The organism is Lacinutrix sp. MEBiC02404 (assembly GCF_053601575.1).
On sequence record NZ_JBSHNV010000220.1, the window covers coordinates 903,493 to 929,957 of the forward strand.

A 26,465-nucleotide genomic window follows, 5' to 3' on the forward strand; every position below is an offset into this window, starting at 1 on the left:
CATACTTTCAAAACGCCACTTTATAATACGCAGTAGTTTCACCATTCGTTTCTATGACCAAATTAGTTGCATTCAATTTTTTTAAAACCGAGGTCCAATTACCATATTTATAAATATATTCCAATATAAAGGTGGTGTCTTCTTTCTTTAAATAAATATGCGAGTGTGATTTTTCAACAGGCTTGTATTCTTCTTTCGTTTCTGTTATTATTACATTTTCAACGTTTCCTCGACCATTTTCAAACCAATAATGATAAATACTTTTAGATGCATCATTTTTAATTTTCCAATACCCAGTAATTGCTTCTTCAATTTCTTTATCCGAAGAGCAACATTCTAAATTTTGTGCTGAGGTTATGTGTGGAATTAGGAATAAAAAAACCAAGAAATAATTTTTATATAGAGGCATTTGAAGAATAGGTTTAATAGCTAATAAATAACAAGGTACTGTTTTTTGATGAAATGAAATGTTTTTTAGTTGCTAGAAGCTAAATGTTTCTGTACTTTTGCTCTCCGAATTATGGATATTAACAATACTGTTTTCGCTTTCGCGGAAATTAATAAATACTATATAAATGAGCCCAAAAGGAAAAAAAACATTTGATGTTTTAATAGAAATCCCAAAAGGAAGTAGAAATAAATACGAATACGATTTTGATTTACATAAAATCCGTTTCGATAGAATGCTTTTTTCATCCATGATGTATCCTGGAGATTATGGTTTTATTCCAGAAACTTTAGCGCTGGATGGAGATCCATTAGATGTATTAGTCATGGGAACAGAACCAACTTTCCCAATGTGTGTTATGGAAGTAAAACCAATTGGAGTATTCCATATGACGGATGAAAAAGGACCAGATGAGAAATTAATTTGTGTACCTACTACAGATCCTATCTGGAATATTTATAACGATATTGACGATTTAAATCCGCATAGAATAAAAGAAATCACCCATTTCTTTCAGGTGTATAAAGATCTAGAAAAGAAAAAAGTAGATGTTGGTGGTTGGGGAAATGCAGAAGAAGCTTATGAGATTTTAAATAAATGTGTGGAGCGTTATGAAAATAGCGAACATAAAGCAAATGGTAATTTTACCATATAAGACATTTTAAAATATAAATTATAAAAGCCCTTTCATTTTAAATGAAAGGGCTTTTTGCTTTAAAATACTGAAATATAGCGTGTTGTGATTTTTTATTTCTATGTTTTTAATAAAACCCTTGTGTGGTAAGTTTTTCTTTGTGAATCAGATTAAAAAAAGCGTAGTTTTTGTGTTAAAAAATTGTCAATTTTAAAATATTTTTTACTTCTATTTGATTTTATTACTTTAGCAATCGTTAAAAACTAATCAAACTATAAAATAATATGGAATCAATGATGATTTATATGCCAATTATATTGGCAATTTTAGGATTAATTTACATGGTTGTAAAGAAATCTTGGGTAATGAAACAAGATGCTGGAGATGGCAAGATGAAAGAAATTTCAGATCACATCTACGAAGGTGCCTTAGCGTTTTTAAATGCAGAATACCGTTTATTAGCAATCTTTGTAGTTATAGTAAGTGTATTACTTGCAATAGTATCTTTTGTTGTGCCAACGACACACTGGTTAATTGTTGTCGCTTTTATTTTTGGAGCTTTCTTTTCTGCTTGGGCAGGAAATATGGGGATGAAAATAGCGACTAAAACAAACGTAAGAACTACACAGGCCGCACGTACTAGTTTACCAAATGCACTTAAAGTGTCTTTTGGTGGTGGTACAGTAATGGGACTTGGTGTTGCTGGTTTAGCAGTGTTAGGTTTAACCGCATTTTTTATATTTTTCTTCCACTTTTTTATGGGTGGCGTTTGGACAAGCACCATGGACATGACTATTGTTCTTGAAACGCTAGCAGGTTTTTCTCTAGGAGCGGAATCTATTGCGTTATTTGCACGTGTTGGTGGAGGTATATATACCAAAGCAGCAGATGTTGGTGCAGATTTAGTTGGTAAGGTCGAAGCTGGTATTCCAGAAGATGATCCTCGTAATCCGGCAACAATTGCAGATAACGTAGGTGATAATGTTGGGGATGTAGCAGGAATGGGAGCAGATTTATTTGGTTCGTATGTTGCAACAGTATTAGCAGCAATGGTACTTGGTAACTATGTTATTAAAGATATGGGCGGAAATATTAGCGATGCCTTTGGAGGTATTGGACCAATTCTATTACCAATGGCAATTGCTGGTGTAGGAATTATTATTTCTATTATTGGTACGATGCTGGTTAAAATAAAAAGTAACGACGCTAAAGAAACTCAGGTAATGGGCGCTTTAAATGTTGGTAATTGGACCTCTATTATTTTAGTTGCCGCAGCATGTTACGGTTTAGTAACATGGATGTTACCAGAAACGATGCAAATGAATTTCTTTGGGGAAGGTCTACAAGAAATTTCTTCCATGCGTGTATTTTACGCTTGTTTAGTTGGTTTAGTAGTTGGAGCAGTTATTTCTTCGGTTACAGAATATTATACAGGATTGGGGAAATCTCCAACTTTAAAAATTGTACAACAGTCAAGTACGGGTGCGGGAACTAATATTATTGCTGGTTTAGCTACTGGTATGATTTCTACATTCCCTTCTGTTTTGTTATTTGCTGCAGCAATTTGGGCTTCGTATGCATTTGCAGGATTTTATGGTGTTTCTTTAGCAGCTTCTGCTATGATGGCAACAACTGCTATGCAACTAGCAATTGATGCTTTTGGGCCAATTGCCGATAATGCAGGTGGTATTGCAGAAATGAGTGAACAAGAGCCAATTGTAAGAGAGCGTACAGATATTTTAGATGCTGTTGGTAATACAACTGCTGCAACAGGAAAAGGTTTCGCAATCGCTTCTGCTGCATTAACGTCATTAGCGCTTTTTGCTGCTTATGTTACATTTACTGGAATTGACGGAATTAATATTTTTAAAGCTCCTGTTTTAGCAATGCTATTTGTTGGTGGAATGGTTCCTGTAGTATTTTCTGCTTTAGCAATGAATGCGGTAGGTAAAGCTGCCATGGAAATGGTAGAAGAAGTACGTAGACAATTTAAAGAGATTCCAGGGATTATGGAAGGAACTGGGAAACCAGAATACGATAAATGTGTTGCTATTTCTACAAAAGCATCCTTAAAAGAAATGATGTTACCTGGTTTATTAACTATTGGTTTTCCTTTAGTAATTGCATTTGTACCAATGATTTTTGGAATGAATAATCTTGCTATTGCAGAAATGTTAGGTGGTTATATGGCCGGTGTTACTGTTTCTGGTGTGCTTTGGGCAATCTTTCAGAATAACGCTGGAGGTGCTTGGGATAACGCTAAGAAATCTTTTGAGGCAGGAGTAGAGATTAATGGAGAAATGACGTATAAAGGTTCTGATGCGCATAAAGCAGCTGTAACTGGAGATACCGTTGGAGATCCTTTTAAAGATACTTCTGGACCATCCATGAATATTTTAATTAAACTTACTTGTTTAATTGGTTTAGTAATTGCTCCTATTTTAGGAGGGCACGCGGAAGAAGGAATGGTCGTGACAGATACCGTTCAAATGGAAAGTGTAGTAAGTGACGCCAAAACAGAGGTAATGCATAAAGCTGCTATTGAAAAATTTGCAGATGGTACCGCAAGAGCAACAATAAAAACGGTTAGTATTACAAACGGCATAGAAGATATTAAAACGGAAGTTTTAGAAGGTGTTTTTAATGATGTTCTTAAAATTGTAGAAGACTCAGAAAGAGATATTTATATAAAAATAATTGATGTAAAAGAATAAGTTTCTTTATATTTTATGAATTAAAACCACGCTTTATGCGTGGTTTTTTGTTATTTTGAACTAATCAATTATTCATGAGATTATTTAAAAAAGATCCTGCTCAAATTATTGCATTTCAAAGCTATGGAACAGATACGCACTTTTATTTACGCGGAAGAACTCTTGAAGACGAATCCATAGATTTAGAACAGCAAGGTTTTTTTAGTGTGTTAGTGAATACCTGGAAGCGTTTAGAAAGCGATGAATTAAAACATGTTGGTATTACGGTGCAATTACCAAATGGGCAGTTTTTAGAAGCCACGAGCGATAATCATGGTTATTTTAAAGTAAAAGCAGATGTGCAAGGTCTAAAAGTGATGGCTAATGCCGAAGGTTGGTTGCATTGTGAAGTTGCTTTTAATGATGCTTCTATTAAGGAAAACATACAAAAGGATAACCGGTTTCCTGCCGAAATATTAATACCTTCTAGTAAAGTAGATTTTGGTGTTGCTAGTGATATAGATGATACTATTTTACATACCGGAGTGGTTTCTACCTTAAAATGGCGTGTGCTTTATAATACCTTTTTTAAATCTGCAAAAATGCGTTTGCCTTTAGAAGGTGCTGCAGATTTTTATCATTTATTACATCGCGGAAAATCTGGTGAAAATGCAAATCCTATATTTTATGTCAGTCATAGTCCGTGGAATTTATATCGTTATTTAGCATTGTTTTTAAAACAAAACAATTTTCCGAAAGGTCCCATATTATTGCGGAGTTTTAAAGATGTTTTTAAGCGAAAAAAAGTGGATGAAAAACCGCAAAAACAAAAAGAGATTTTAGATTTATTAACTACATATCCAGATTTACCTTTTATTTTAATTGGCGATAGCGGGGAGCATGATCCGGATATCTATATAGAGATAGCCGAGTTGTATCCAGAACGAATAAAAGCGATTTATTTGCGTAGCGTAAAACATAAAAAGAAAATGATTCGGGTAAAGTCTTTACTTGCAAATTATAAAACGACTCCTGCTTTGTTAGTGGAAAGTAGTGCGCAAGCGATTATACATGCTCGGGAAAATAATTTTATCGTATAGCTGAAAATACTATTGTGAAGTGCTCCTTCCTTTAGTTAAAGGAAGGTGGTTTTATGTTTTAACAAAAAAGCGGATGGTTTGTCATAAAAGGCGAAGCTCTTTTTATGTATTCGAGTAATGCGTTAAGGATTGCAGCGACATCCTTTTTTATTTTTCTTAAAAAAGATATAGCGAAAAGCCTGACTTTTTACGTTGCTATAAGGCTTGTGCCCAATTTTTTTGGGTATCTAACCTGGCAGGTATGCGTAAAAAGTAACGCCCTAGAAAAAATATTAGATTAAAATAATCCGTTTATTTGTGCATCAATTTTATTCAAAATAAAACCTAAATCTTCTGGGTTATCTACAAAATCGAGATTGTCTACATCAATAATTAATAGATTTCCCTTGTTGTAACCAGTAATCCAAGCTTCGTAACGTTCATTTAATCTGCTTAAATAATCGATGCTTATGGAGTTCTCATAATCGCGACCACGTTTGTGAATTTGCGACACCAAATTTGGAATAGAACTGCGTAAGTAAATTAGTAAATCTGGACCTTCAACAAAACTTTCCATAAGGTCGAAAAGCGATTTGTAGTTTTCAAAATCACGATTGGTCATCAAACCCATAGCGTGCAAGTTGGGTGCGAAAATATGTGCGTCTTCGTAAATAGTTCTGTCTTGAATAATGTCTTTACCGCTTTCTCTAATTTGCGATACTTGACGGAATCTACTATTTAAAAAGTAAACTTGTAAATTGAAACTCCAACGTTCCATTTGATTGTAAAAATCGTCTAAATAAGGATTGTCTACTACGTCTTCTAACTGCGCTTCCCATTTATAATGTTTGGCTAGTAATTTTGTAAGGGTGGTTTTACCAGCACCAATATTTCCTGCTATGGCAACGTGCATATCTTATTTAGTTTTTAGTTGAAATTTAGAAAGCGTTTTCTCGTGGCAAATATACAAGGTTTCATTGGTTAGTAAAAACTGATTTATTAACAAATTTGGTATTTTGATTTCTAAGAACTGATCGGTGTTTTTCTGTAAAAAATAAAGGCTGTTCTCTTTTTTTAAAATTAGATTACCGTTATCTTCTTCTATATTAGTAAAACCTTCATTTTTAATTTTTTGGGTCAAACTACCAAAGTAATTGTACTTGTATAGGTAGTTCTCTGTAAGCAACCAGCAAAAATTAAAGTTACTTTTTAAGTCTAAAATAGTAGATTGTACAGGTAGCATTGTTGCTCTTGTTTTATTAATTTTATAATCATACACCTCTAATTGTTGGGTGTCTTGATTAAAAATCCAAAGCGTATTATCGTTTCCTGTAGAAATTTGTGACACACTTTTATAAGGTTTTGTGGTATTGAAGTCTATTTTAAAAATTTCGGCTAGTCGGTTATCTAATATAATTGCGGTATTAAAATCTTTGTAAAACACATTTATTTTTAAGGGGTTAAAGGCATTTGCTGAAGTGATTTCTCCCAATTGTACATTACTGTAACTGATTGTGTTTTCTGTGTCTTTTTTATATAGAATGTTGTGATCTAGATCGTATTGTGTTCCAAAATTATCAATGGCAATGATGGTTCTAGATGGCAGTTCTGTCTTTAGCTGAAAAATGGCAGCAATGGGTTCTTGTCCGAAAACCGAAACAGATATAAGGAAATAGAATAGGATATATATACTTTTCATAGGAAAACGGAAAGTACAAAAATTGCACCACTTTTTAGCAAATTAATTTATAACCAAAGCCTCTCACGTTTATTATTTGTAATGTACTGTCTTGTTTTATTTTTTTTCTAAGCTTGCTAATAAAGACATCCATGCTTCTGGCGTTAAAAAAATCATCGTTTCCCCAAAGTTTATTTAGTATTAAGGATCTATCTAATACTTGGTTTTTGTTTTTTAAGAGATGAAATAATAAATGTGCTTCTCGATGTGTGAGTTGCACCGCAGCTTCGGTTTTGTATTGCAGTATTTGCTTTGGAAAGTGAAATGTGAAATCACCAATAGGAAGTATTTCGGCAGTTCTTTGAACTTTGGTTCTATCGATTAAATTATGAATTCGAACAATTAGCTCTTCCATGCTAAATGGTTTTTTTAGATAATCATTGCCCCCAATTGTAAAACCTTCTACTACATCTTGCGTTTGTGATTTTGCTGTTAGAAAGATAATAGGAATGGTTTCGTCTTCTATTCTAATTTCTTTTGCCAGAGTGAAACCGTCTTTTATTGGCATCATCACGTCTAAAACTAATAGTTCTGGTTGTTCTTTTTTGTAAGTAGAATAAGCGGTTTCGCCATTAGCACAAAGTAATACTTTAAAGTTTCGGGTTTCTAAACTTTCTTTAATGATTTGTCCTAAAGCAGGTTCGTCTTCCGCCAGTAATATGGTGATTGGTTTATGCATTAGGAAGTGTTAGTTTAAAAGTTGTTTGTTTATTTTCTAGATCTAATTGAATCGTTCCGTTATGTTTCTCAATGATTTTCTTGGTGTAATACAAACCAATTCCGAAGCCTTTTACATTGTGAATATTTCCTTTTGGAACACGATAAAACTGTTCAAATATCTTTTCTTTATTGGCTTTCGTTAATGTATTTCCGTTGTCGGATATACAAATAATAAAGGATTGTGCGTTTTGCTCTAATTGAATGCTGATTTTATTTCCACCATATTTAATCGCATTATCAACAATATTATTAATCGCATTTTCTATATGAAAAACGTCTATAAAGGCTAAGATTTTTTCTGGATTTGTATTTAAAAGGATACTCTTCTTATCCAATTGCAATTCGTGTTTGTCTACTATCGATTGCAATAAATCGGTAATATTATATTTTTCTTTTACCAATTGTAAACTGTTGCTATCTAGCGTGGCTGTTTCTAATAATTTTTCAACCATTGTATTTAGCTTAGCTAATTGATTAGTAGAAATATTTAAATAATTAGAAGTTTTCTCTTTGTCTTCTTGGATATTGAAATTTTTAATACTTTCTAAGGCAACGCTAATAGTGGCGATTGGCGTTTTAAATTCATGAGTGATATTACTTATCAAATCGTTTTTTACTTCTGCTAGTTCCTTTTGATGTTTAATAATTTTCAATAAATAGAACAAGCTAGAAATTATTGCTAAGGCTAGTACGAAGGATAATAACATGCCTAATAAACCTTCTTTTAAAATGATGCTTGTGGCATTAGGATAAGCCATCGTTATTTTTTCATGTGATTTTAAAAACTTGGATTTCGATGTCGTCGTTAAATAACGAATAGGAACAATGGCTTTATTAGAAGTATTAATAATGCTGTCGTTTTTAAAATGTTTTAGCGTAAACGGAATTGCAATTTTTTTTCTGTTTAACTCTTTTATAATTAAAGGGCTTAGTTTGGAGAAGTTTAAGGTGTCTTCTAGTATAGATATGTAAATGGAAGAAATGTTTTTTGTTAATTCTAAACTATCCGCTACTTTTTGGTCCCAAATTACTTGTATTTGTTTGGTGGTATTCCCTTCTTTTAAAAAGGTAAATCCACTACTAGAATCTTGCATTTGTGTAAATCCGGTGATGTCTTCTCCAAGTTTATCTTTGTATTCTTTTTCAAGGACAAGAAATAGCGAATCTGCATCTTTATGTGGTTTACTGTGAATATTGATGTTGCTATTTTCACTATCTATAAAGGTGATGCGTTTATTCGATTGCGCTAAATCTGCATAATACGCATCTAAGGCATTGTCTAAACTCGTTTGCACATTATTACTAAAATGCTGCTTGTTTTGCAGGTAGTTTTTATAGTTCCAATAGCCTTGTACTACTATCGTTAGTACAATAGTAGTTAGGATTAAATATAGAATCCAACGGTATTTTTTTGTATTCATATTTCAAATGTATAAGTAAAAACTCTATAAAACCAATCGCTTAACACTAGTTAACACTCGTTAACTATTAAAAGGTATTTATAGTTTCATATTTGCGGTGTATTAATCAAAAAACACAAGTTATGATATTTAAAAACACAGGTATTCTTTTACTGCTAATCGTTTTTTCAACAAGCGTATTTGCACAAGATTTTCAAGGTGTAGCAACCTATAAGTCCTTCCGTAAAATAGATTTAAAAGGAAATGATAATCAGAGTAAAGCGATGCAAAAGCAAATTCAAGAGCAGCTTCAAAAACAAATGCAAAGAGAGTACACGCTAACCTTTACTAGAAATGAATCTATCTATAAAGAAAACGAAAAACTTGCTGCTCCTACGCCTTCTTCTAGCGGATTTCAAATTACGATAGAATCGAGTTCCGATGTGCTGTATAAAAACATAAAAGAAAATAGATATGTAGAAGAATCTGAAATTTTTAATAAGCGGTTTTTAATAAAAGATAGCCTGAATAATAACTACTGGAAATTAGTTAATGAAACCAAAAATATTGGAGAATATACTTGTTATAAAGGGACGTTTTCAGAAGAAGTAGAAACAAAAAATTTTATCGACGGAAGCTTAGAAACCGTACAAGAAGAACGCACAACAATTGCTTGGTATACGCCGCAAATCCCAGTGAATAATGGGCCACAAGACTTTCATGGTTTGCCCGGACTTATACTTGAGATTAATGACGGTAAGCTGACTTTAATATGTTCTAAAATTATAATGAATCCTAAAGATACTATCGAAATTAAAGAACCAGAGAAAGGAAAAGTGGTTTCGCAAGAAAAATTTGATGCAATCATGGAGAAGAAAGACAAGGAAATGATGGATCGTATGCATTCTGGAAAAAAGGATGGAAGCAGTATTATCCTTATTGGTGGATAGCTTTTTTAAGAAAACTTTAACATTTGTAACTTAAACGTTTTGCTGTTTTTCATGTCTTACCAAAGTCAGTAAAAATAGTATTATACATAAAAACTACAAACGCTTAAAAATGAAAACATTAAAAACACTATCTATTCTCTGTTTTGCACTTTTTACTAGTGCGTACACTTTTGCACAACAAGACTTTCAAGGGAAAGCGTATTACGCATCTAAAACTACTGTAGATATGGACAACTTTGGTCGTCCAGACATGTCGCCAGACAGAAAAAAGCAAATGATGGAACGTATGAAAAGCTTTCTTGAGAAAACCTACATTCTTACGTTTAACAAAACGGAATCTATTTATAAAGAAGAAGAACAATTAGCTGCTCCAGGAGGATCTCAAGGTAGAGGTTTTGGAGGTTTTGGTGCTAGTTTTGTTGCAGGAGAGCAATATAAAAATGTGCAAAGCAATGCGCTATTACAAGAACAAGAGTTTTTTGGAAAACAATTTTTAATTAAAGATTCGTTGCCAAAATTAAAATGGAAAATGACTGGGGAAACCAAACAAATTGGTCAGTATATGGCTATGAAAGCTACTGCAATGAAACCTGTAGATAAAATGAGTTTTGCAAGTTTTAGACCAGGATCAAGAGGTGGTGATAAAGAAACAGCAGATAAAAAAGGCGATTCTACCAAGGTAGATAAGTCAGTGGAAGAAAAAGAAGTGCCAAAAGAAATTGAAGTTACTGCTTGGTACACCATGCAAATTCCAGTAAACCAAGGTCCGGGAGAATATTGGGGGCTTCCAGGTTTAATACTAGAAGTTAGTGCAGATAGAACGACTGTTTTATGTACTAAAATAGTTTTAAATCCTGAAGAAAAAGAAAGCATCAAAGCGCCATCTAAAGGAAAAGAAGTTACCAAAGAAGAATACACAGAAACCGTTACTAAGAAAATGGAAGAAATGCGCGAAATGTACGGAGGTCGTGGAGGCAGAGGATCAGGAAGAGGTCGTTAATCCATTAAAGTGTCTATTCAAACCAACCTTAAATTTTAAAAATGAAAAACCTTTTAACGCTACTAATCTGTTTAGTAGCAAGTACCACTTTTGCTCAAGTTAGAGTAGAAGGCGTAGTCAAAGATAGTATTGGTAACCCTTTAGAACTTGCCAATGTTGTAGCTATAAATCAAGAAACAAAAGCATTAGATTCTTACGGAATTACCAATGATACCGGACGTTATAAACTCTCTTTAGAGAAGAATTCTAATTACCAAATACAAGTGAGTTATATTGGTATGAAAATGACCGAAGATCTTTTTAGCACCAAAGAAGAAGATCTTACCAGAGATTACACTTTGCAAGACGATAATACTTTAGACGAAGTAGAACTAGTCTATGAAATGCCGGTAACGGTGAAAGGAGATACCATTGTATATAACGCAGATTCTTTTAAAACGGGAACCGAAAGAAAACTAGAAGATGTTTTAAAGAAACTTCCAGGAGTAGAAATCACCGACGATGGTGAGATTGAAGTAGAAGGAAAGAAGGTTACTAAAATCATGGTCGATGGTAAAGATTTCTTTGATGGAGATACCAAATTAGCAGCGAAAAATATTCCATCGAATGCTATTGATAAAGTACAAGTACTTAAAAACTTTAGCGAAGTAGGACAATTAAGTAGCGTTACCAATAATCAAGATAATATTGCCATAAATATAAAACTCAAAGAAGGAAAAGATAAATTCTGGTTTGGAGATATTACGGTCGGTGCAGGAATTGCAAGTGATGACGGATTATATAAAGTGCAACCTAAACTCTTTTTCTACAGTCCGAAAACTAGTATCAACTTTATTGGAGATTTAAATAATACCGGTGAAATTGCCTTTACACGTAGAGACTATTTTAATTTTACAGGTGGTTTTAGAAACCTAAGTCAGAGTAGTGGAACCAATATTAGCTTAGGCGATAATAGTTTAGGTTTTTTAAATACAACCAATAATAAAGCCGAAAGTATAGAGACTAAATTTGCAGCTGCAAACTTTAGCCATGCGCCAAATAAAGCATTAACGTTTAGCGGATTCGGGATTTTCTCCGGAACAAAAACAGCAATTCGTGAGAATAATGAAGTTACCTATACCGATGATGAATTGAGTATTCCAGACGAATCTACTACCAATTACACACAGCAAGAAAGTAATTTAGGTTTACTAAAATTAAGTACGGTGTATAAACCAAATGCAAGTAATCAATTGGATTATGATATCTTCGGAAGGCTATCGAAGCAAACACAAAATCGTTTTTTTAATTCTTCCGTTTTAGGGCAAGTCGATCAAATAGAAGAGCAAACGCCATATAGTATTAATCAGAATTTAAACTACTACTATACCTTAAACGAAAATAATATTTTTTCTTTTGAAGCACAACATTTATTGCAAGATGAAGATCCTTTTTACAATGCATTTATTGAAGACAAAGCGACCTATTCTAGTACCGCAGATAATTTGGGATATGACGATGCGCAAACTGCGTATGATGCTGCACAAAACAAACGTGTAAAGTCCAATAAATTAGATGCAAAATTAAATTACTGGAATGTACTCAATCAAAAGAGTAATCTAAATTATACGGTAGGTTTGGTATATAGCAACCAGAAGTTTAATTCCGAAATATTTCAAATTCTAGATGATGGTTCAGAATATGATCCAACGCCAATCGACGGTTCTAATACCAACGATGTAGATTATACTTTTAGTGACGCTTATGTTGGTGTGCATTATAACTTAAAAGCGGGGAAGTTTACGCTAACACCAGGTTTTTCTGCACATGCATATAGTACCAAGGATACGCAATTCGGATCTACAAATTCTAACAGTTTTGCTAGAATTTTACCAGATGCGACGATACGATTACAACTTAAAAAGAGTGAAAATCTAAACTTGAGTTATTCCATGCAAACCAATTTTACAGATGTCACACAATTGGCAGAAGGTTTAATTATGAATAATTACAGTTCGTTGTTTTCTGGAAATCGTGAATTAGAAAACTCTTTATCGCATAATTTAAATCTATCGTATTTTAGTTTTAATATGTTTAATTATACCAATGTATTCGGGTTTTTAAACTATTCTAAAAATATAGATGGAATAAGAAATAGTACAGATTTCGAAAGTGTAATTACCACTTCCACACCATTTAATTCTGATTTTGCAGACGAAACTTTTTCTGCTCGTGGACGTTTTGAGCGTCGTTTCGGAAAAATAAAAGCCAACCTTTCTGGATCTTGGAGTTGGGCAACCTTTAATCAGTTTGTAGGCGGAAACCAAAGTGAAAACAAAAGCTTTACACAAACCTATGGTTCTCGAGTGAGTACCTTTTTTAAGAATGCGCCAAACGTAGAATTGGGTTATGACTTAACTATCAATGATAACGACCAAGGAAATAACAACACCAAATTTTATACACACCGACCATTTATAAACGTGGATGCAGTGATTTTAAAAGACTTTAGTTTTGTTACCGAGTACAGTTATTACGATTTTAGAAATACCGAAACTTCATTGAATACCTATGGCTTTTTAGATGCTTCCTTAACCTATCAGAAAACAGATAGCCAATGGGAGTACAAAGTAGGTGCAACCAATTTGCTAGATACGCAAAGCTTGAGTCAGAGTAACACAGGAAATATTTCGGTGAGTAATAGAGAATATTATATTCAGCCAAGATATGTGGTGTTTAGTGTGAAGTATAACCTATAAATTCCCGCGCAGGCGGGAATCTCATGAAGCATACGTCATTATGATACGCAGAGCGACGTGGGAATCTTATAAAATTATGAGCTTGCCTTCCGTTAGGAATGGAGCAGAGCGACGTAGTAATCTATTCTAATAAGAACCAATCGTTCTGTTTTTATGGCGTTACCCTACTTCGCAAAAGCTACGTAGCGTCAGGCTGTACGTTAAATCTTTTGTAAAAACAAAAGGATGCCACTTCCATCCTTAACGCAAAAAAGCCTTCTTGAAAAAGAAGGCTTTTTTTGCTTAAAAACTAACAGTGTCTTTTCAAAGCAACATTTCAGCTTTTTCTAAAAACAAAAAAGTCTGCATTTACATGCAGACTTTTCGAATTAAAGTGGGGAGAGTAGGATTCGAACCTACGAAGTTAAAAACAACAGAGTTACAGTCTGTCCTCGTTGGCCGCTTGAGTATCTCCCCAAACGAGTGCAAATATATTTAAGTTTTACTGTTTTACCGCTATATAATTTGTACTTTTTTTTAAAAATGTAAAGATATTTTTTTTAGACAAAAAGTAGTGGTGGTTATGTCTTTGTTAATTAATTGTTTACACATGTATTTGGAAACACATATTTTTGTTTAGAGAATAAAAAAACCGCTACTAAAAATAGTAACGGCTTTAAAAAGGGGTAGGATAATAGTTTCTTACAACCCAAAGGCAGCTTTCACTTTATCTACATAATCTAATTTTTCCCAAGTAAATAATTCTACATCTACGGTAAGATCATCTCCATTTGGTTGCGAGAATGTTTTTGTAACTGTTTCATTTACTCTTCCCATGTGTCCATAGGCAGCAGTTTCGCTGTACATTGGGTTACGTAGTTTTAAACGTGTTTCAATAGAAGATGGACGCATGTCAAAAATTTCAGAAACCTTTTGAGCTATTTCTCCATCGGTCATATTAAAAGGACAAGTTCCATAGGTGTCAACAAAAATCCCCATTGGTTCTACAACGCCAATTGCATAACTTACTTGTACTAAAATTTCGTCACAAATTCCTGCAGCAACTAGATTTTTAGCAATATGTCTTGTCGCATAAGCAGCACTTCTGTCCACTTTACTTGGATCTTTTCCTGAAAAAGCACCTCCACCATGAGCACCTTTTCCACCATAAGTATCTACAATGATTTTTCTTCCTGTAAGTCCGGTGTCACCATGAGGTCCACCAATTACAAACTTCCCTGTTGGGTTTATATGGTATTTGATATCCGCATTAAAAAGTGCGTGTAAATTCTCTGGTAATTTTGCAATTACTCTCGGAATTAATATGTCTACAATATCTTTTCTGATTTTCGCTAACATCACATCGTCATTGGTATCAAAATCGTCATGTTGCGTAGAAACTACAATAGCTTCAATACGTTGCGGTACATTGTCATCACTATATTCAATAGTTACCTGACTTTTAGAATCTGGACGTAAATAGGTGATTTCTTTGTTTTCTCTTCGTAATTCAGCAAGTTCAAACATGATTTTATGCGAAAGATCTAATGCTAATGGCATATAGTTTTCGGTTTCATTGGTTGCGTAACCAAACATCATTCCTTGATCTCCTGCTCCTTGCTCTTCTTTGCTAGCTCTATCTACACCACGATTAATGTCTTCAGACTGTTCGTGTATTGCAGAGAAAACACCGCAAGAATTTCCGTCAAACATATATGCGCTTTTCGTGTAACCAATTTTATTAATGGTATCACGTGCAATTTTTTGTACGTCTAAATAGGTGTTCGATTTTACTTCACCAGCAAGTACAACTTGTCCTGTAGTTACTAATGTTTCGCATGCAACTTTAGCCTCTGAATCAAAAGCTAAAAAATGATCAATTAAAGCATCACTTATTTGGTCTGCTACTTTATCTGGATGTCCTTCTGATACACTTTCCGAAGTAAATAAATATGGCATAAATCCTAATTTTTAATTATAGTTTAATTATAAATTTGTTGGATTGCTTGGTCGCTAGAGAAGTGAATAACTTACTGCTTTAGCATTTTATTTCAAATTTAATTTGGAATCTTAGTCTAGATACCTAAATGGATTTGAAGAGGTTGCAATCAGACAAATTTTTCCTCTTAATTTTAATACAGCAAAAGTAGAAAAATAAAACGGAACGCATACCAATTTAACCTTTTTTAAAGAACTTTTAATTTATATAACTTAGTGCACCAATATATTACTCAATTTAATGGGATGTCTAGTAATAGAAATAGAAGTGGGTTTTATATGGTTTTTAGGAATTGAACATCATATGTTTTGGTGTTTAATACTTTGATTAATAGTGTTTTAAAAATGTATTTTTCACTATGGATTTAGTCTTAGATAACGGAAGTTAAAAAATAAAAGCAAAGAATAAACTAATTTAGTGCATACATTAATAACTAAAAAGAAATGAAAGGAAGAAAACTTTTAATGATTCCCGGACCAATAGAATTCGAACCCGAAGTTTTAAGGGCAATGAGTGCGGTTACAACAAGTCATGTAGCTCCTAGTTTTATTAATAGTTTTGGGAATGCATTAGATGCAATGAAAAAGGTTTGGCAGGCGCCAACAGGGCAGCCTTTTGTGGTAGCAGGAAGTGGAACCTTGGCTATGGATATGGCGGTTGCGAATTTAGTGGAAGCTGGAGATAATGCATTAGTAATTTCTACAGGTTATTTTGGTACGCGTTATAAAGATATTTTAGAACGCTATCAAGTGGATGTAACTATTTTAGAGGTCGCTGTTGGAGAAGTACCTAGTTTAGAAGCTATAGAAAATGCATTAAAAAATAAAGTTTATAAAGTCGTAACCATGACACATGTAGATACGTCTACAGGAGTTTTGGTACGCCCTAAAGAAATTGCCGCACTAGCAAAAAAGTATAATGCACTAAGTATTTTAGATGGTGTTTGCTCTGTTGCAGGTGAAGAAATAAAACAAGAGGAATGGGGAATTGACGTGGTTTTAACAGCATCTCAAAAAGCGGTTGGTGTACCTCCAGGATTAGCGTTGTTAGTGGCTTCTAAAAAAGCGATTCAAACCTGGGAGCATAGAAAAACACTAGTGCCTAATTATTATGCCGATTGGAAAAATTGGTTGCCAATTATGAAAGCATACCAAGCAAGAAAACCATCTTATTTTGGGACGCCGCCAGTAAATTTAATAATGGCCTTAGAAACTAGTTTAAAGCTAATTAATTCGGAAGGAATTGGAGCTAGAGTTAAAAAGCATAAACAATTAGCTGGTGCTTTTCGGGAAGCAATAGCTGCTTTAGGTTTGAATATATTACCTTCAAAAACGGAAAATGCAGCAAATACCTTAACCGCCGTTTATTATCCGGAAGGAATAGAGGCAGCTTCGTTTTTAAAACAGATATCTAAATTAGATGTCATTGTTGCTGGTGGATTATTGCCTGAATTAAAAACGAAATATTTTAGAGTGGGCCACATGGGAGCGGTTACCTCTAGTGATATCATTAGTACTTTAAGTGCTATAGAGTTTGCATTAGTAAAAAGTGGTTTTCCATTCCAATCTGGAATTGGATTAAGTACTTTTCAAAAGATTCTGAATAAAAAAATAGAATAACAACGGAAGGTGAAAAAACAAATTCTATAGTATCTTTTAAGAATAAGGATAGAATATTAAAAAGAGTTTTATACCTTTATACCATCCAATGAAAAAACAAATAGTAAATAGTATTTCCATTATTCGCATCGTGATTATTTCACGAAGCCAGGGAATGCTATAAATAATTATACATAAAAATATATTTTAAGCCTTCCATAATCGGAAGGCTTTTTTTATGCTTAAAAGACAAGTTAAAATGGGCCGTAATGTAAAGTTCGAAAATTGGATGAAATATAATTTCTTTTCAAACAAGAAAGTATTATCGAATACAGTAGGTAAGAATAAAAAAAAGTAAACCATTTGAGTGTCATATTTACAGAGGTGTAAATTACTGGTAATCAATAAATTAATCATTAATTTTTAGCATTGGATTTAGCTGGATAAAACGAATGATATTATAAATAGTCTGCTAAAACTTTAATTTAGTTCTAGCAAATACAATTTGCATTAAAATATGAGTCAATTAAACAAATACAGTAAAACAGTTACACAAGACCCAACACAACCAGCTGCACAAGCAATGTTGCACGCAATTGGGTTAACAAAAGAAGATTTTTTTAAACCTATTGTAGGAATAGCAAGTACAGGTTATGAGGGTAATCCTTGTAATATGCACTTAAATGACCTTGCAAAACTGGTTAAAAAAGGAACCAAAAACGAAGATATTATAGGTCTAATTTTTAATACGATTGGTGTTAGTGATGGTATTTCTATGGGAACTCCAGGAATGCGTTACTCCTTGCCATCTCGCGATATTATTGCAGATTCTATGGAAACCGTTGTGCAAGCAATGAGTTATGATGGTTTAGTTACCGTTGTTGGTTGTGATAAAAACATGCCTGGTGCTTTAATCGCAATGATTCGTTTAGATCGTCCGTCTATATTAGTGTATGGAGGAACGATAGATTCTGGTTGTCATAACGGGAAAAAACTAGATGTCGTTTCTGCTTTTGAAGCTTGGGGAAGTAAAGTTGCTGGTACTATGGAGGAATCCGAATACCAAAGTATTGTAGAAAAAGCATGTCCGGGAGCTGGAGCTTGTGGAGGAATGTATACTGCAAATACAATGGCTTCTGCAATTGAAGCTTTAGGAATGACTTTACCTTTTAATTCTTCAAATCCTGCCTTAAGTGATGCTAAAAAAGAAGAGTCGGTAAAAGCAGGTGAAGCTTTACGATTACTTTTAGAAAAAGATATTAAACCTAGTGATATTATTACCAGAAAGTCTTTAGAGAATGCAATCCGATTAGTTACCATTCTTGGAGGTTCTACAAATGCAGTGCTACACTTTTTAGCAATAGCAAGAGCCGCTCAAATAGATTTTACATTAAAAGATTTTCAAAAAATAAGTGATACTACGCCGTTTTTAGCAGATTTAAAACCTAGCGGAAAATATTTAATGGAAGACGTTCACGCAGTTGGCGGAATTCCTGCGGTATTAAAATACCTTTTAAAGAAAGGACTAATTCATGGAGACTGTTTAACCGTTACCGGAAAAACGATTGCCGAAAATTTATTAGATGTTCCAGATTTAAAGGAAGGTCAAGAGGTGATAAAACCAATTGAAAACCCTATTAAAATTTCTGGACACTTACGTATGCTTTACGGAAACTTAGCAACCGAAGGAAGTGTTGCTAAAATTACCGGAAAAGAAGGTTTGAAATTTCAAGGAAAAGCAAAAGTTTTTGAAGGAGAATATGCAGCTAATGACGGAATAAGAGATGGTAAAGTAGAAAAAGGAGATGTGGTCGTCATTCGTTACGAAGGACCAAAAGGAGGACCAGGAATGCCCGAAATGCTAAAGCCAACTGCTGCAATTATGGGAGCGGGTTTAGGTAAAGATGTCGCATTAATTACAGATGGTCGTTTCTCTGGAGGAACACATGGATTTGTAGTTGGCCATATTACACCAGAAGCACAAGAAGGAGGAAATCTAGCCTTAGTGAAAGATGGAGATATTATTACCATAGATGCAGAAACGAACTCTATAGTTCTAGAGGTTTCAGATGCAGAGTTAAACCAAAGAAGAAAAACATGGAAAGCACCAGATTTAAAGTTTGAACGTGGTGTTCTTTATAAATATGCCAAAACAGTTTCGTCTGCATCTAAAGGATGTGTAACGGATGAGTTCTAACAAAATATTAAATTAAATGTTGTCACCTTGAGCGCAGTCGAAAGGTTTCCAAATTTGTAACGAGATGAGAGAAACACAAACCGTAGAAAATAAAACGAAAAGTACAGAAACAACAGAACGTATCTCAGGAAGCGAAGCTGTTGTAAGATGTCTTTTAGAAGAAGGTGTAAAAGTACTTTATGGCTATCCTGGAGGAGCTATTATGCCGGTTTATGATGAATTATATAAATACCAAGATAAAATTCATCACGTATTAGCACGCCATGAACAAGGTGCAACACATGCTGCACAAGGTTATGCAAGAATTTCGGGAGAAGTTGGAGTCGCAATTGCAACTTCAGGACCTGGAGCAACAAATTTAATTACAGGGATTGCAGATGCGCAAATAGATAGTACACCAATGGTTTGTATTACAGGGCAAGTAGCTTCGCATTTGTTAGGTAGTGATGCATTTCAAGAAACAGATATTGTTGGTATTTCAACACCAGTTACCAAATGGAATTGCCAAGTAACCAAGGCTTCCGATATTCCTGAAGTGATGGCTAAAGCATTTTATATTGCTAAAAGTGGTCGTCCAGGTCCAGTTTTAGTTGATATTACGAAAGATGCGCAATTTGAAGAATTCGATTTTAAATATAAAAAATGTACTGGAGTAAGAAGTTATATTCCCGTTCCTAAAACAGAAATGGCTTCGCTGGAAGCAGCTGCGAAATTAATTAATGCCGCTAAAAAACCAATGGTAGTTTGGGGACAAGGCGTGATTTTAAGTAAAGCAGAAGAGGCTTTTAAAGCAGTAATTGAAAAAGCAGGAATTCCTTCCGCTTGGACCATTATGGGAGCTTCGGCAATACCAACATCGCATCCTTTAAATATTGGTATGGTTGGTATGCATGGTAATTATGCGCCAAATGTTTTAACGAATCAATGTGATCTTTTAATTGCTATCGGAATGCGTTTTGACGACCGTGTTACCGGTAAATTAGATGAATATGCTACACAAGCAAAAGTGATTCATTTTGAAATAGATCCTTCAGAAATAAATAAAAATGTAAAAGCAGATGTAGCAGTTTTAGGCGATGCAAAAGCGAGCTTAGAAGCTATACTTCCGTTATTAAATAAAAATACACATCCAGAATGGCATCAAAAATTTAAGGATTTATATGCTATTGAGTTTGAAAAAGTAATTAAAGACGACTTGCATCCTACCAAAGAAGGATTAACAATGGGTGAGGTTATAAACCAAATAAACATACAATCTAAAGGAGAAGCTGCTATTGTAAGTGATGTTGGTCAGCACCAAATGATTGCTTGTCGTTATGCGAAGTTTAATCAAACTAAAAGTAATATTACTTCTGGAGGTTTAGGTACCATGGGCTTTGGTCTTCCGGCTGCTATTGGAGCTAAAATGGCAAGACCAGAACGCGAAGTGGTCTCTATTTCTGGGGATGGTGGTTATCAAATGACGATTCAAGAATTGGGTACTATTTTTCAGCAAAAAGCAGCAGTGAAAATTGTGGTGCTAAACAATGAGTTTCTAGGAATGGTTCGTCAGTGGCAACAGCTATTTTTCGATAAACGCTATGCATCTACAGAAATGACAAATCCAGATTTTGTAGCTATTGCAAAAGGATATTATTTAAATGCAAGAAGAGTTACTAAACGAGAAGAATTAGCAGAAGCTGTTGCAGAAATGATGGCAAGTAAAGAGGCTTACTTTTTAGAGGTTTGTGTAGAAAAAGAAGGAAATGTATTTCCTATGATACCAACAGGAGCTTCCGTTTCCGATATAAGATTAGAGTAAATGTTCGTTCTATTATATTTCAAAGAAGTATAAATGATTTGAAATTCGATGGAAAGAATCCATAAATAAAAATGCTAAAGGCAAGTAGCCAAAAGCTAAAAGCATAAAGTAAATGAGCACAGAAAAACAACTATTTACAGTTTCCATTTACACGGAAAACAACATAGGATTGTTGAATAGAATTTCAGCAATTTTTCAAAGAAGACATATCAATATAGAGAGTTTAAATACTTCTCCTTCAGAAATTGAAAGTGTTTCTAGATTTACCATTGTAGTAAATATGACCGAAGAAAATATCAAGAAAATAATGGGTCAAATAGAAAAACAAGTAGAGGTTATCAAAGTATACTGTCATACCGAAGATGAAATTATTTATCAAGAATCTTGCATCTTCAAAATGAGATCGGGATTATTATTTGATGAACGCGAAATTCAGAATATAATTAAAGAAAGTAATGCAAGAATAGTAACCGTAAATCGAGATTTTTTCGTGATTGAAAAATCAGGAAGAAAAGAGGAAATAGAATTATTATATAGAGAATTAAGTGCTTTTGGTATTATGCAATTTACACGTTCCGGACGAATTGCAGTATCTAAAGAAGAAATGAAAATATCAACAATGCTAGAAGCTTTTCAAGCATAAGCAACAATTAAATACAAAGAAAATGTCAAATTACTTTAACACATTATCATTAAGAAATCAATTAGATCAATTAGGAAAATGTAGATTCATGGATGCTTCAGAGTTTGAAGATGGTGTAAACGCATTAAAAGGAAAAAAAATAGTAATTATTGGTTGTGGTGCACAAGGTTTAAATCAAGGTTTAAACATGCGTGATTCTGGTTTAGATATTTCTTACGCTTTGCGTCAAGCAGCTATCGATCAAAAACGGGATTCGTTTAATAACGCAACGTCTAATAATTTCACTGTTGGTACTTATGAAGAGTTGATTCCGACAGCAGATTTGGTTTTAAATTTAACACCAGACAAACAACATACAAGTGTAGTAAAAGCGGTAATGCCTTTAATGAAAAAAGGAGCAACATTGAGCTATTCTCACGGATTCAATATCGTAGAAGAAGGAACACAAGTTCGTGAAGATTTAACTGTAATTATGGTGGCGCCTAAATGCCCTGGAACAGAAGTTAGAGAAGAATATAAACGTGGTTTTGGTGTACCAACATTAATTGCCGTGCATCCAGAAAACGATCCTGAAAATAAAGGTTGGGCACAAGCAAAAGCCTACGCCGTTGCAACAGGTGGAGATAAGGCAGGAGTTTTACAATCTTCATTTATTGCGGAAGTAAAAAGTGATTTAATGGGAGAGCAAACTATTTTATGTGGTTTGTTACAAACAGGAGCAATCTTATCTTTTGATAAAATGGTTGCAGAAGGAATTGAAGCTGGTTATGCAGCAAAATTAATTCAGTTTGGTTGGGAAACCATTACCGAAGCTTTAAAACATGGCGGAATTACAAATATGATGGATCGTTTATCGAATCCAGCAAAAATAAAAGCATACCAATTATCGGAAGAATTAAAAGATATTATGCGTCCATTATTCGAAAAGCATATGGACGATATTATCTCTGGGCATTTTTCTAAAACCATGATGGAAGATTGGGCAAATGATGATGTAAATCTTTTAAAATGGAGAGAAGCAACAGGGGAGACTGCTTTTGAAAAAACAGCATTAACACCAAACCATATTTCGGAACAAGAATATTTTGATCATGGTGTTTTATTAGTTGCCTTTGTGAAATCAGGAGTAGAATTAGCTTTCGAATCTATGATTAGTGCAGGTATTATTGAAGATTCTGCATACTACGAATCTTTACACGAATTACCATTGATAGCAAATACCATTGCTAGAAAAAAATTATTTGAAATGAACCGTGTAATTTCAGATACTGCAGAATATGGTTGTTATTTATTTGATCATGCTTGCAAACCGTTACTTACCGATTTTATGAAAACTGTAAAAACAGATATTATTGGTAAATCCTTTTCAACAGGAAATGGAGTAGATAATATGGAGTTAATTGCAATAAATGAGGCGATTAGAAATCATCCAATTGAAGCCGTTGGTAAACGTTTAAGAACTGCAATGACAGCAATGAAAATTATAAAATCAGATGTAGAATCTAAGGATTCAGTCTTAGCTTAAAAAAAATTATAATATCCTACAAGGTTTCCAAAACCTTGTAGGTGTTTAAAAAAAATCCTGCTTTTGCAGATTAAAAGTCCCCTTTGGGGATTTAGGGGAATGGAAGAAATCAAAACAACATACAGACCAACACTAGAAGCTATTGAAGCTGCTGCCGAAAGATTGAAAGGGATCGCATCTGTAACACCTTTAATTAGAAACGCGCGCTATTCTAAGCATTTTGGTGCTAATATTTTTTTTAAAAGAGAGGATTTACAAGAGGTGCGATCGTATAAGATTCGAGGATCCTATAATAAAATTGCTTCTTTAAGTCCGACGCAAATTGAGAATGAAATAGTTTGTGCTAGTGCAGGAAATCATGCGCAAGGCGTTGCTATTTCATGTAAGCTTTTAAAAATAAAAGGAACTATTTTTATGCCTTCACCAACACCTAATCAGAAAATTGAGCAGGTAAAAATGTTTGGTGAAGAATATGTCGATGTTATTTTGGTTGGGGATACGTTTGATGATGCTAGTCATGCAGCAATGGAAGAGTGTGAACGTTTAAATAAAACGTTTATTCATCCTTTTAATGATGAGAAAGTTATTGAAGGCCAGGCAACGGTTGGTTTAGAAATTATAGATCAAGCAGAATCACATCCTATCGATTATGTTTTTGTACCGGTTGGTGGTGGCGGACTTGCATCTGGATTGTCGTCTGTTTTTAAAATTCTATCCCCGCAAACAAAAATTATTAGTGTAGAGCCAAAAGGTGCGCCTGCTATGTTAACTTCTATTCGAGCAAATAGAAATACAGAATTAAAAACCATAGACAGCTTTGTCGATGGTGCTGCCGTGAAACGTGTTGGAGATTTAAATTTTGCAATTTGTAAAGAGACATTACATCGTGTGGTTACCGTTGATGAAGGTAAGGTTTGCCAGACTATTTTAGATTTATATAATAAAGATGCTATTATTGTAGAACCAGCCGGAGCCTTAAGTCTTTCTGCTTTAGAACAGTTTTCCGAAGAAATAAAAGGTAAAAATGTGGTATGCGTAATTAGCGGAAGTAATAACGATATCACACGTACTGCAGAGATCAAAGAACGTGCGCTGTTGTATGCTAATTTAAAACATTATTTTATTGTGAAATTCCCACAGCGTTCAGGAGCTTTAAGAGATTTTGTAGTCGATATTTTAGGTCCGAATGATGATATTACGCATTTTGAATATACCAAAAAAGCAAACCGTGAAAATGATGTGGCTGTCGTTGGATTGGAGTTAAAATCTCCAGATGATTTAGAGCCATTAATTACTAAAATGAAACTCCATAATTTTTATGGAGACTATTTAAATGATAAACCAGATTTATTTCAGTTTTTAGTTTAATATTTCATTTGAATAATTTATAAAAATGAATTATGTTTTTGCTAAAACGTTTTAGTAATGAGTTATAAATATTTAAAAGTTTAAATTTATGATAATTCACTAAATCTTTTGTTTATAATTGGTTACGTGGGCTTTTTATTTGAAATTAGCGCTATAATATTTTAATATTTCACAAATGAAAACACCTTTTTCGATTATTCCAGAAGCCTTTCAAATCACAAATCAAACTAATCAAGATACTTATTTGGTTGGAGGAGAATTAATACCTTGGAGTGGAGAAACTTCACAAGTTTTTTCTACCATATCTTCTACTGAAGAATATAAACCTACTTTGTTAGGAAGTATTCCAACTTTAGGAGAAAAGGAAGCTTTAGAGGCTTTAGATGCTGCATCTTTAGCGTATAATAAAGGACAAGGTTTATGGCCAACCATGAAAGTGGTAGATCGTATTGCTTGTATGGAAAAGTTTGTTTCGCAAATGAAAACCAAACGAGCAGAAATAGTGAAACTCTTAATGTGGGAAATTGGTAAAAATCTACCAGATTCTGAAAAAGAGTTCGATAGAACAGTCGAGTATATTTATGATACTATTGAAGATTATAAACAAATGGATCGCGATAGTGCGAAGTTTGAAAAAAATGCCGGAGTAAATGCACATATTCGTCGTGGGCCTTTAGGTGTTGTTCTATGTTTAGGACCTTATAATTATCCTTTAAATGAAACCTTTGCACTTTTAATTCCTGCTTTAATTATGGGAAATACAGCCATTTTTAAGCCAGCAAAGCATGGTGTTTTATTAATTTCTCCTTTATTGGAAGCTTTCCAAACTAGTTTTCCAAAAGGTGTTGTTAATATTATTTATGGAAGAGGAAGAACAGTCGCAACGCCAATCATGCAATCTGGTAAAGTCGATGTGTTAGCCTTAATTGGAAATAGTAAATCAGCAAATGCGTTACAGAATCAACATCCAAAAAGTAATAGACTGCGTTTGGTTTTAGGTTTGGAAGCTAAAAATCCTGCGATTGTATTAAAAGATGCGGATTTAGATTTAGCAATAGACGAATGTATTGCAGGCGCTACATCTTTTAACGGACAACGTTGTACTGCGTTAAAAGTGTTATATGTGCATGAAGATGTAGTAGAAGAATTTAATAAACGCTTCTCCGCGAAAGTAGATGCGCTTAAATTTGGAAATCCTTGGGAAGATGGTGCGAAATTAACACCATTACCAGAACCAGATAAACCAGCATATATTCAAGAATTAATGGATGATGCTACTGCAAAAGGAGCAAAAGTTATTAATGCAAAAGGTGGTGAAACTACTGATAATTATATTTTTCCAGCAGTTTTGTATCCAGTAAGTAAAGACATGCGCGTATTTCAAGAAGAGCAATTCGGACCCGTAATTCCTGTGGTTCCATTTAGTGATATTGAAGAGCCTTTAGATGATATGGCGGCTTCTAATTACGGACAACAAGTAAGTTTGTTTGGGCAAGATGTGAAAACATTAGCGCCATTAATTGATACTTTGGTGAACTTAGTTTGTCGTGTAAACTTAAATAGCTCTTGTCAGCGTGGACCAGATGTATATCCATTTACAGGAAGAAAAGATTCTGCTGTTGCAACATTAAGTGTACATGATGCTTTGCGTTCTTTTTCTATTAGAACTTTTGTGGCTTCTAAAGACAACGATTATAATAATGCTATTTTAAAGGAATTATTAGATTCTAGAGCTTCTAATTTTGTGAGTACAGATTATATTTTATAGTTTTTTTAATGCGGTAACGCCTAATAATGAGATTTGTATAATTATTAGGCTTAAGAATAACGATTATCATAATAATTCATATAAAATGAATATTTTCTTAGTTCGTATCAAATTAATTTATAGCTTTACATTATGTTTAAAACAATAAATAAAAACGAAACACCCATAAGTTTACCAACGCGTAGAC

General features: G+C 33.8%; 19 protein-coding genes and 1 tRNA gene. 13 read left to right on the plus strand and 7 right to left on the minus strand.

The features are described from left to right. Positions 1-7: 7 nt before the first annotated feature. The gene (locus ACVCXO_RS18465) at positions 8-385 is read right to left on the minus strand and encodes a hypothetical protein (RefSeq protein WP_452231063.1); all 378 of its coding nucleotides are present in this window, start codon (positions 383-385) and stop codon (positions 8-10) included. Positions 386-575: 190 nt separating this feature from the next. On the opposite strand from ACVCXO_RS18465, the gene ACVCXO_RS18470 reads away from it, so the two are divergent. From ACVCXO_RS18470 to ACVCXO_RS18480, 3 genes are all read left to right on the plus strand, one after another. Then, positions 576-1,103: an inorganic diphosphatase gene (locus ACVCXO_RS18470; RefSeq protein WP_452231064.1), complete on the plus strand. Its 528-nt coding sequence runs from the start codon at positions 576-578 to the stop codon at positions 1,101-1,103. A 263-nt stretch (positions 1,104-1,366) separates the two neighbouring features. Beyond that, a complete protein-coding gene (locus ACVCXO_RS18475) occupies positions 1,367-3,796 on the plus strand; it encodes a sodium-translocating pyrophosphatase (RefSeq protein WP_452231065.1) in 2,430 nt (809 codons plus the stop codon). A gap of 74 nt (positions 3,797-3,870) precedes the next feature. Next, entirely contained in the window at positions 3,871-4,875 is a 1,005-nt protein-coding gene (locus tag ACVCXO_RS18480; RefSeq protein ID WP_452231066.1) for an App1 family protein, read from the plus strand. 277 nt (positions 4,876-5,152) lie between these two features. Here ACVCXO_RS18480 and ACVCXO_RS18485 read toward each other — a convergent pair whose 3' ends face one another. The 4 genes from ACVCXO_RS18485 to ACVCXO_RS18500 are packed head-to-tail and all read right to left on the minus strand — an operon-like array spanning position 5,153 to position 8,733. Continuing rightward, complete coding sequence (locus ACVCXO_RS18485; RefSeq protein WP_452231067.1) at positions 5,153-5,767, minus strand: deoxynucleoside kinase; 615 nt, start codon at positions 5,765-5,767, stop codon at positions 5,153-5,155. 3 nt (positions 5,768-5,770) lie between these two features. Continuing rightward, positions 5,771-6,553 carry a hypothetical protein gene (locus tag ACVCXO_RS18490; protein ID WP_452231068.1) on the minus strand — a complete coding sequence of 261 codons (783 nt, stop codon included), beginning with the start codon at positions 6,551-6,553 and terminating at the stop codon, positions 5,771-5,773. A gap of 34 nt (positions 6,554-6,587) precedes the next feature. After that, positions 6,588-7,271 carry a response regulator transcription factor gene (locus tag ACVCXO_RS18495; protein ID WP_452231069.1) on the minus strand — a complete coding sequence of 228 codons (684 nt, stop codon included), beginning with the start codon at positions 7,269-7,271 and terminating at the stop codon, positions 6,588-6,590. Next, complete coding sequence (locus ACVCXO_RS18500; protein WP_452231070.1) at positions 7,264-8,733, minus strand: sensor histidine kinase; 1,470 nt, start codon at positions 8,731-8,733, stop codon at positions 7,264-7,266. Before ACVCXO_RS18500 ends, ACVCXO_RS18495 begins: the two co-directional genes overlap by 8 nt. Before the next feature lie 122 nt (positions 8,734-8,855). Between ACVCXO_RS18500 and ACVCXO_RS18505 the strand changes: the two genes are divergently transcribed. The 3 genes from ACVCXO_RS18505 (at position 8,856) to ACVCXO_RS18515 (ending at position 13,400) form a co-directional block, all read left to right on the plus strand. Continuing rightward, positions 8,856-9,662 carry a GLPGLI family protein gene (locus ACVCXO_RS18505; protein ID WP_452231071.1) on the plus strand — a complete coding sequence of 269 codons (807 nt, stop codon included), beginning with the start codon at positions 8,856-8,858 and terminating at the stop codon, positions 9,660-9,662. Positions 9,663-9,771: 109 nt separating this feature from the next. Next, positions 9,772-10,662: a GLPGLI family protein gene (locus ACVCXO_RS18510; RefSeq protein WP_452231072.1), complete on the plus strand. Its 891-nt coding sequence runs from the start codon at positions 9,772-9,774 to the stop codon at positions 10,660-10,662. A gap of 41 nt (positions 10,663-10,703) precedes the next feature. Continuing rightward, positions 10,704-13,400, plus strand: a complete 2,697-nt coding sequence (locus ACVCXO_RS18515; RefSeq protein WP_452231073.1) for a carboxypeptidase regulatory-like domain-containing protein — start codon at positions 10,704-10,706, stop codon at positions 13,398-13,400. A 374-nt stretch (positions 13,401-13,774) separates the two neighbouring features. Here ACVCXO_RS18515 and ACVCXO_RS18520 read toward each other — a convergent pair. Further along, positions 13,775-13,856 (minus strand) — tRNA-Tyr (locus ACVCXO_RS18520). A 225-nt stretch (positions 13,857-14,081) separates the two neighbouring features. Then, positions 14,082-15,338, minus strand: a complete 1,257-nt coding sequence (gene metK / locus ACVCXO_RS18525) for a methionine adenosyltransferase (protein ID WP_452231074.1) — start codon at positions 15,336-15,338, stop codon at positions 14,082-14,084. Positions 15,339-15,821: 483 nt separating this feature from the next. Between metK and ACVCXO_RS18530 the strand changes: the two genes are divergently transcribed. From ACVCXO_RS18530 to ACVCXO_RS18560, 7 genes are all read left to right on the plus strand, one after another. Beyond that, on the plus strand, positions 15,822-16,997 hold the full coding sequence (locus ACVCXO_RS18530) for a pyridoxal-phosphate-dependent aminotransferase family protein (protein WP_452231075.1): 1,176 nt from the start codon (positions 15,822-15,824) through the stop codon (positions 16,995-16,997). A 496-nt stretch (positions 16,998-17,493) separates the two neighbouring features. Continuing rightward, the gene (gene ilvD, locus ACVCXO_RS18535; RefSeq protein ID WP_452231076.1) at positions 17,494-19,173 is read left to right on the plus strand and encodes a dihydroxy-acid dehydratase; all 1,680 of its coding nucleotides are present in this window, start codon (positions 17,494-17,496) and stop codon (positions 19,171-19,173) included. A 64-nt stretch (positions 19,174-19,237) separates the two neighbouring features. Next, positions 19,238-20,974, plus strand: coding sequence for a biosynthetic-type acetolactate synthase large subunit (gene ilvB, locus ACVCXO_RS18540; RefSeq protein WP_452231077.1), 1,737 nt, complete (start codon positions 19,238-19,240; stop codon positions 20,972-20,974). Positions 20,975-21,086: 112 nt separating this feature from the next. Next, on the plus strand, positions 21,087-21,617 hold the full coding sequence (gene ilvN, locus ACVCXO_RS18545; RefSeq protein ID WP_452231078.1) for an acetolactate synthase small subunit: 531 nt from the start codon (positions 21,087-21,089) through the stop codon (positions 21,615-21,617). A 22-nt stretch (positions 21,618-21,639) separates the two neighbouring features. Further along, positions 21,640-23,142 carry a ketol-acid reductoisomerase gene (ilvC, locus tag ACVCXO_RS18550; protein ID WP_452231079.1) on the plus strand — a complete coding sequence of 501 codons (1,503 nt, stop codon included), beginning with the start codon at positions 21,640-21,642 and terminating at the stop codon, positions 23,140-23,142. Between the two features lie 99 nt (positions 23,143-23,241). Continuing rightward, positions 23,242-24,510, plus strand: a complete 1,269-nt coding sequence (gene ilvA / locus ACVCXO_RS18555; RefSeq protein WP_452231178.1) for a threonine ammonia-lyase — start codon at positions 23,242-23,244, stop codon at positions 24,508-24,510. Between the two features lie 175 nt (positions 24,511-24,685). Beyond that, a complete protein-coding gene (locus tag ACVCXO_RS18560) occupies positions 24,686-26,278 on the plus strand; it encodes an NADP-dependent glyceraldehyde-3-phosphate dehydrogenase (protein ID WP_452231080.1) in 1,593 nt (530 codons plus the stop codon). Positions 26,279-26,465: the final 187 nt, after the last annotated feature.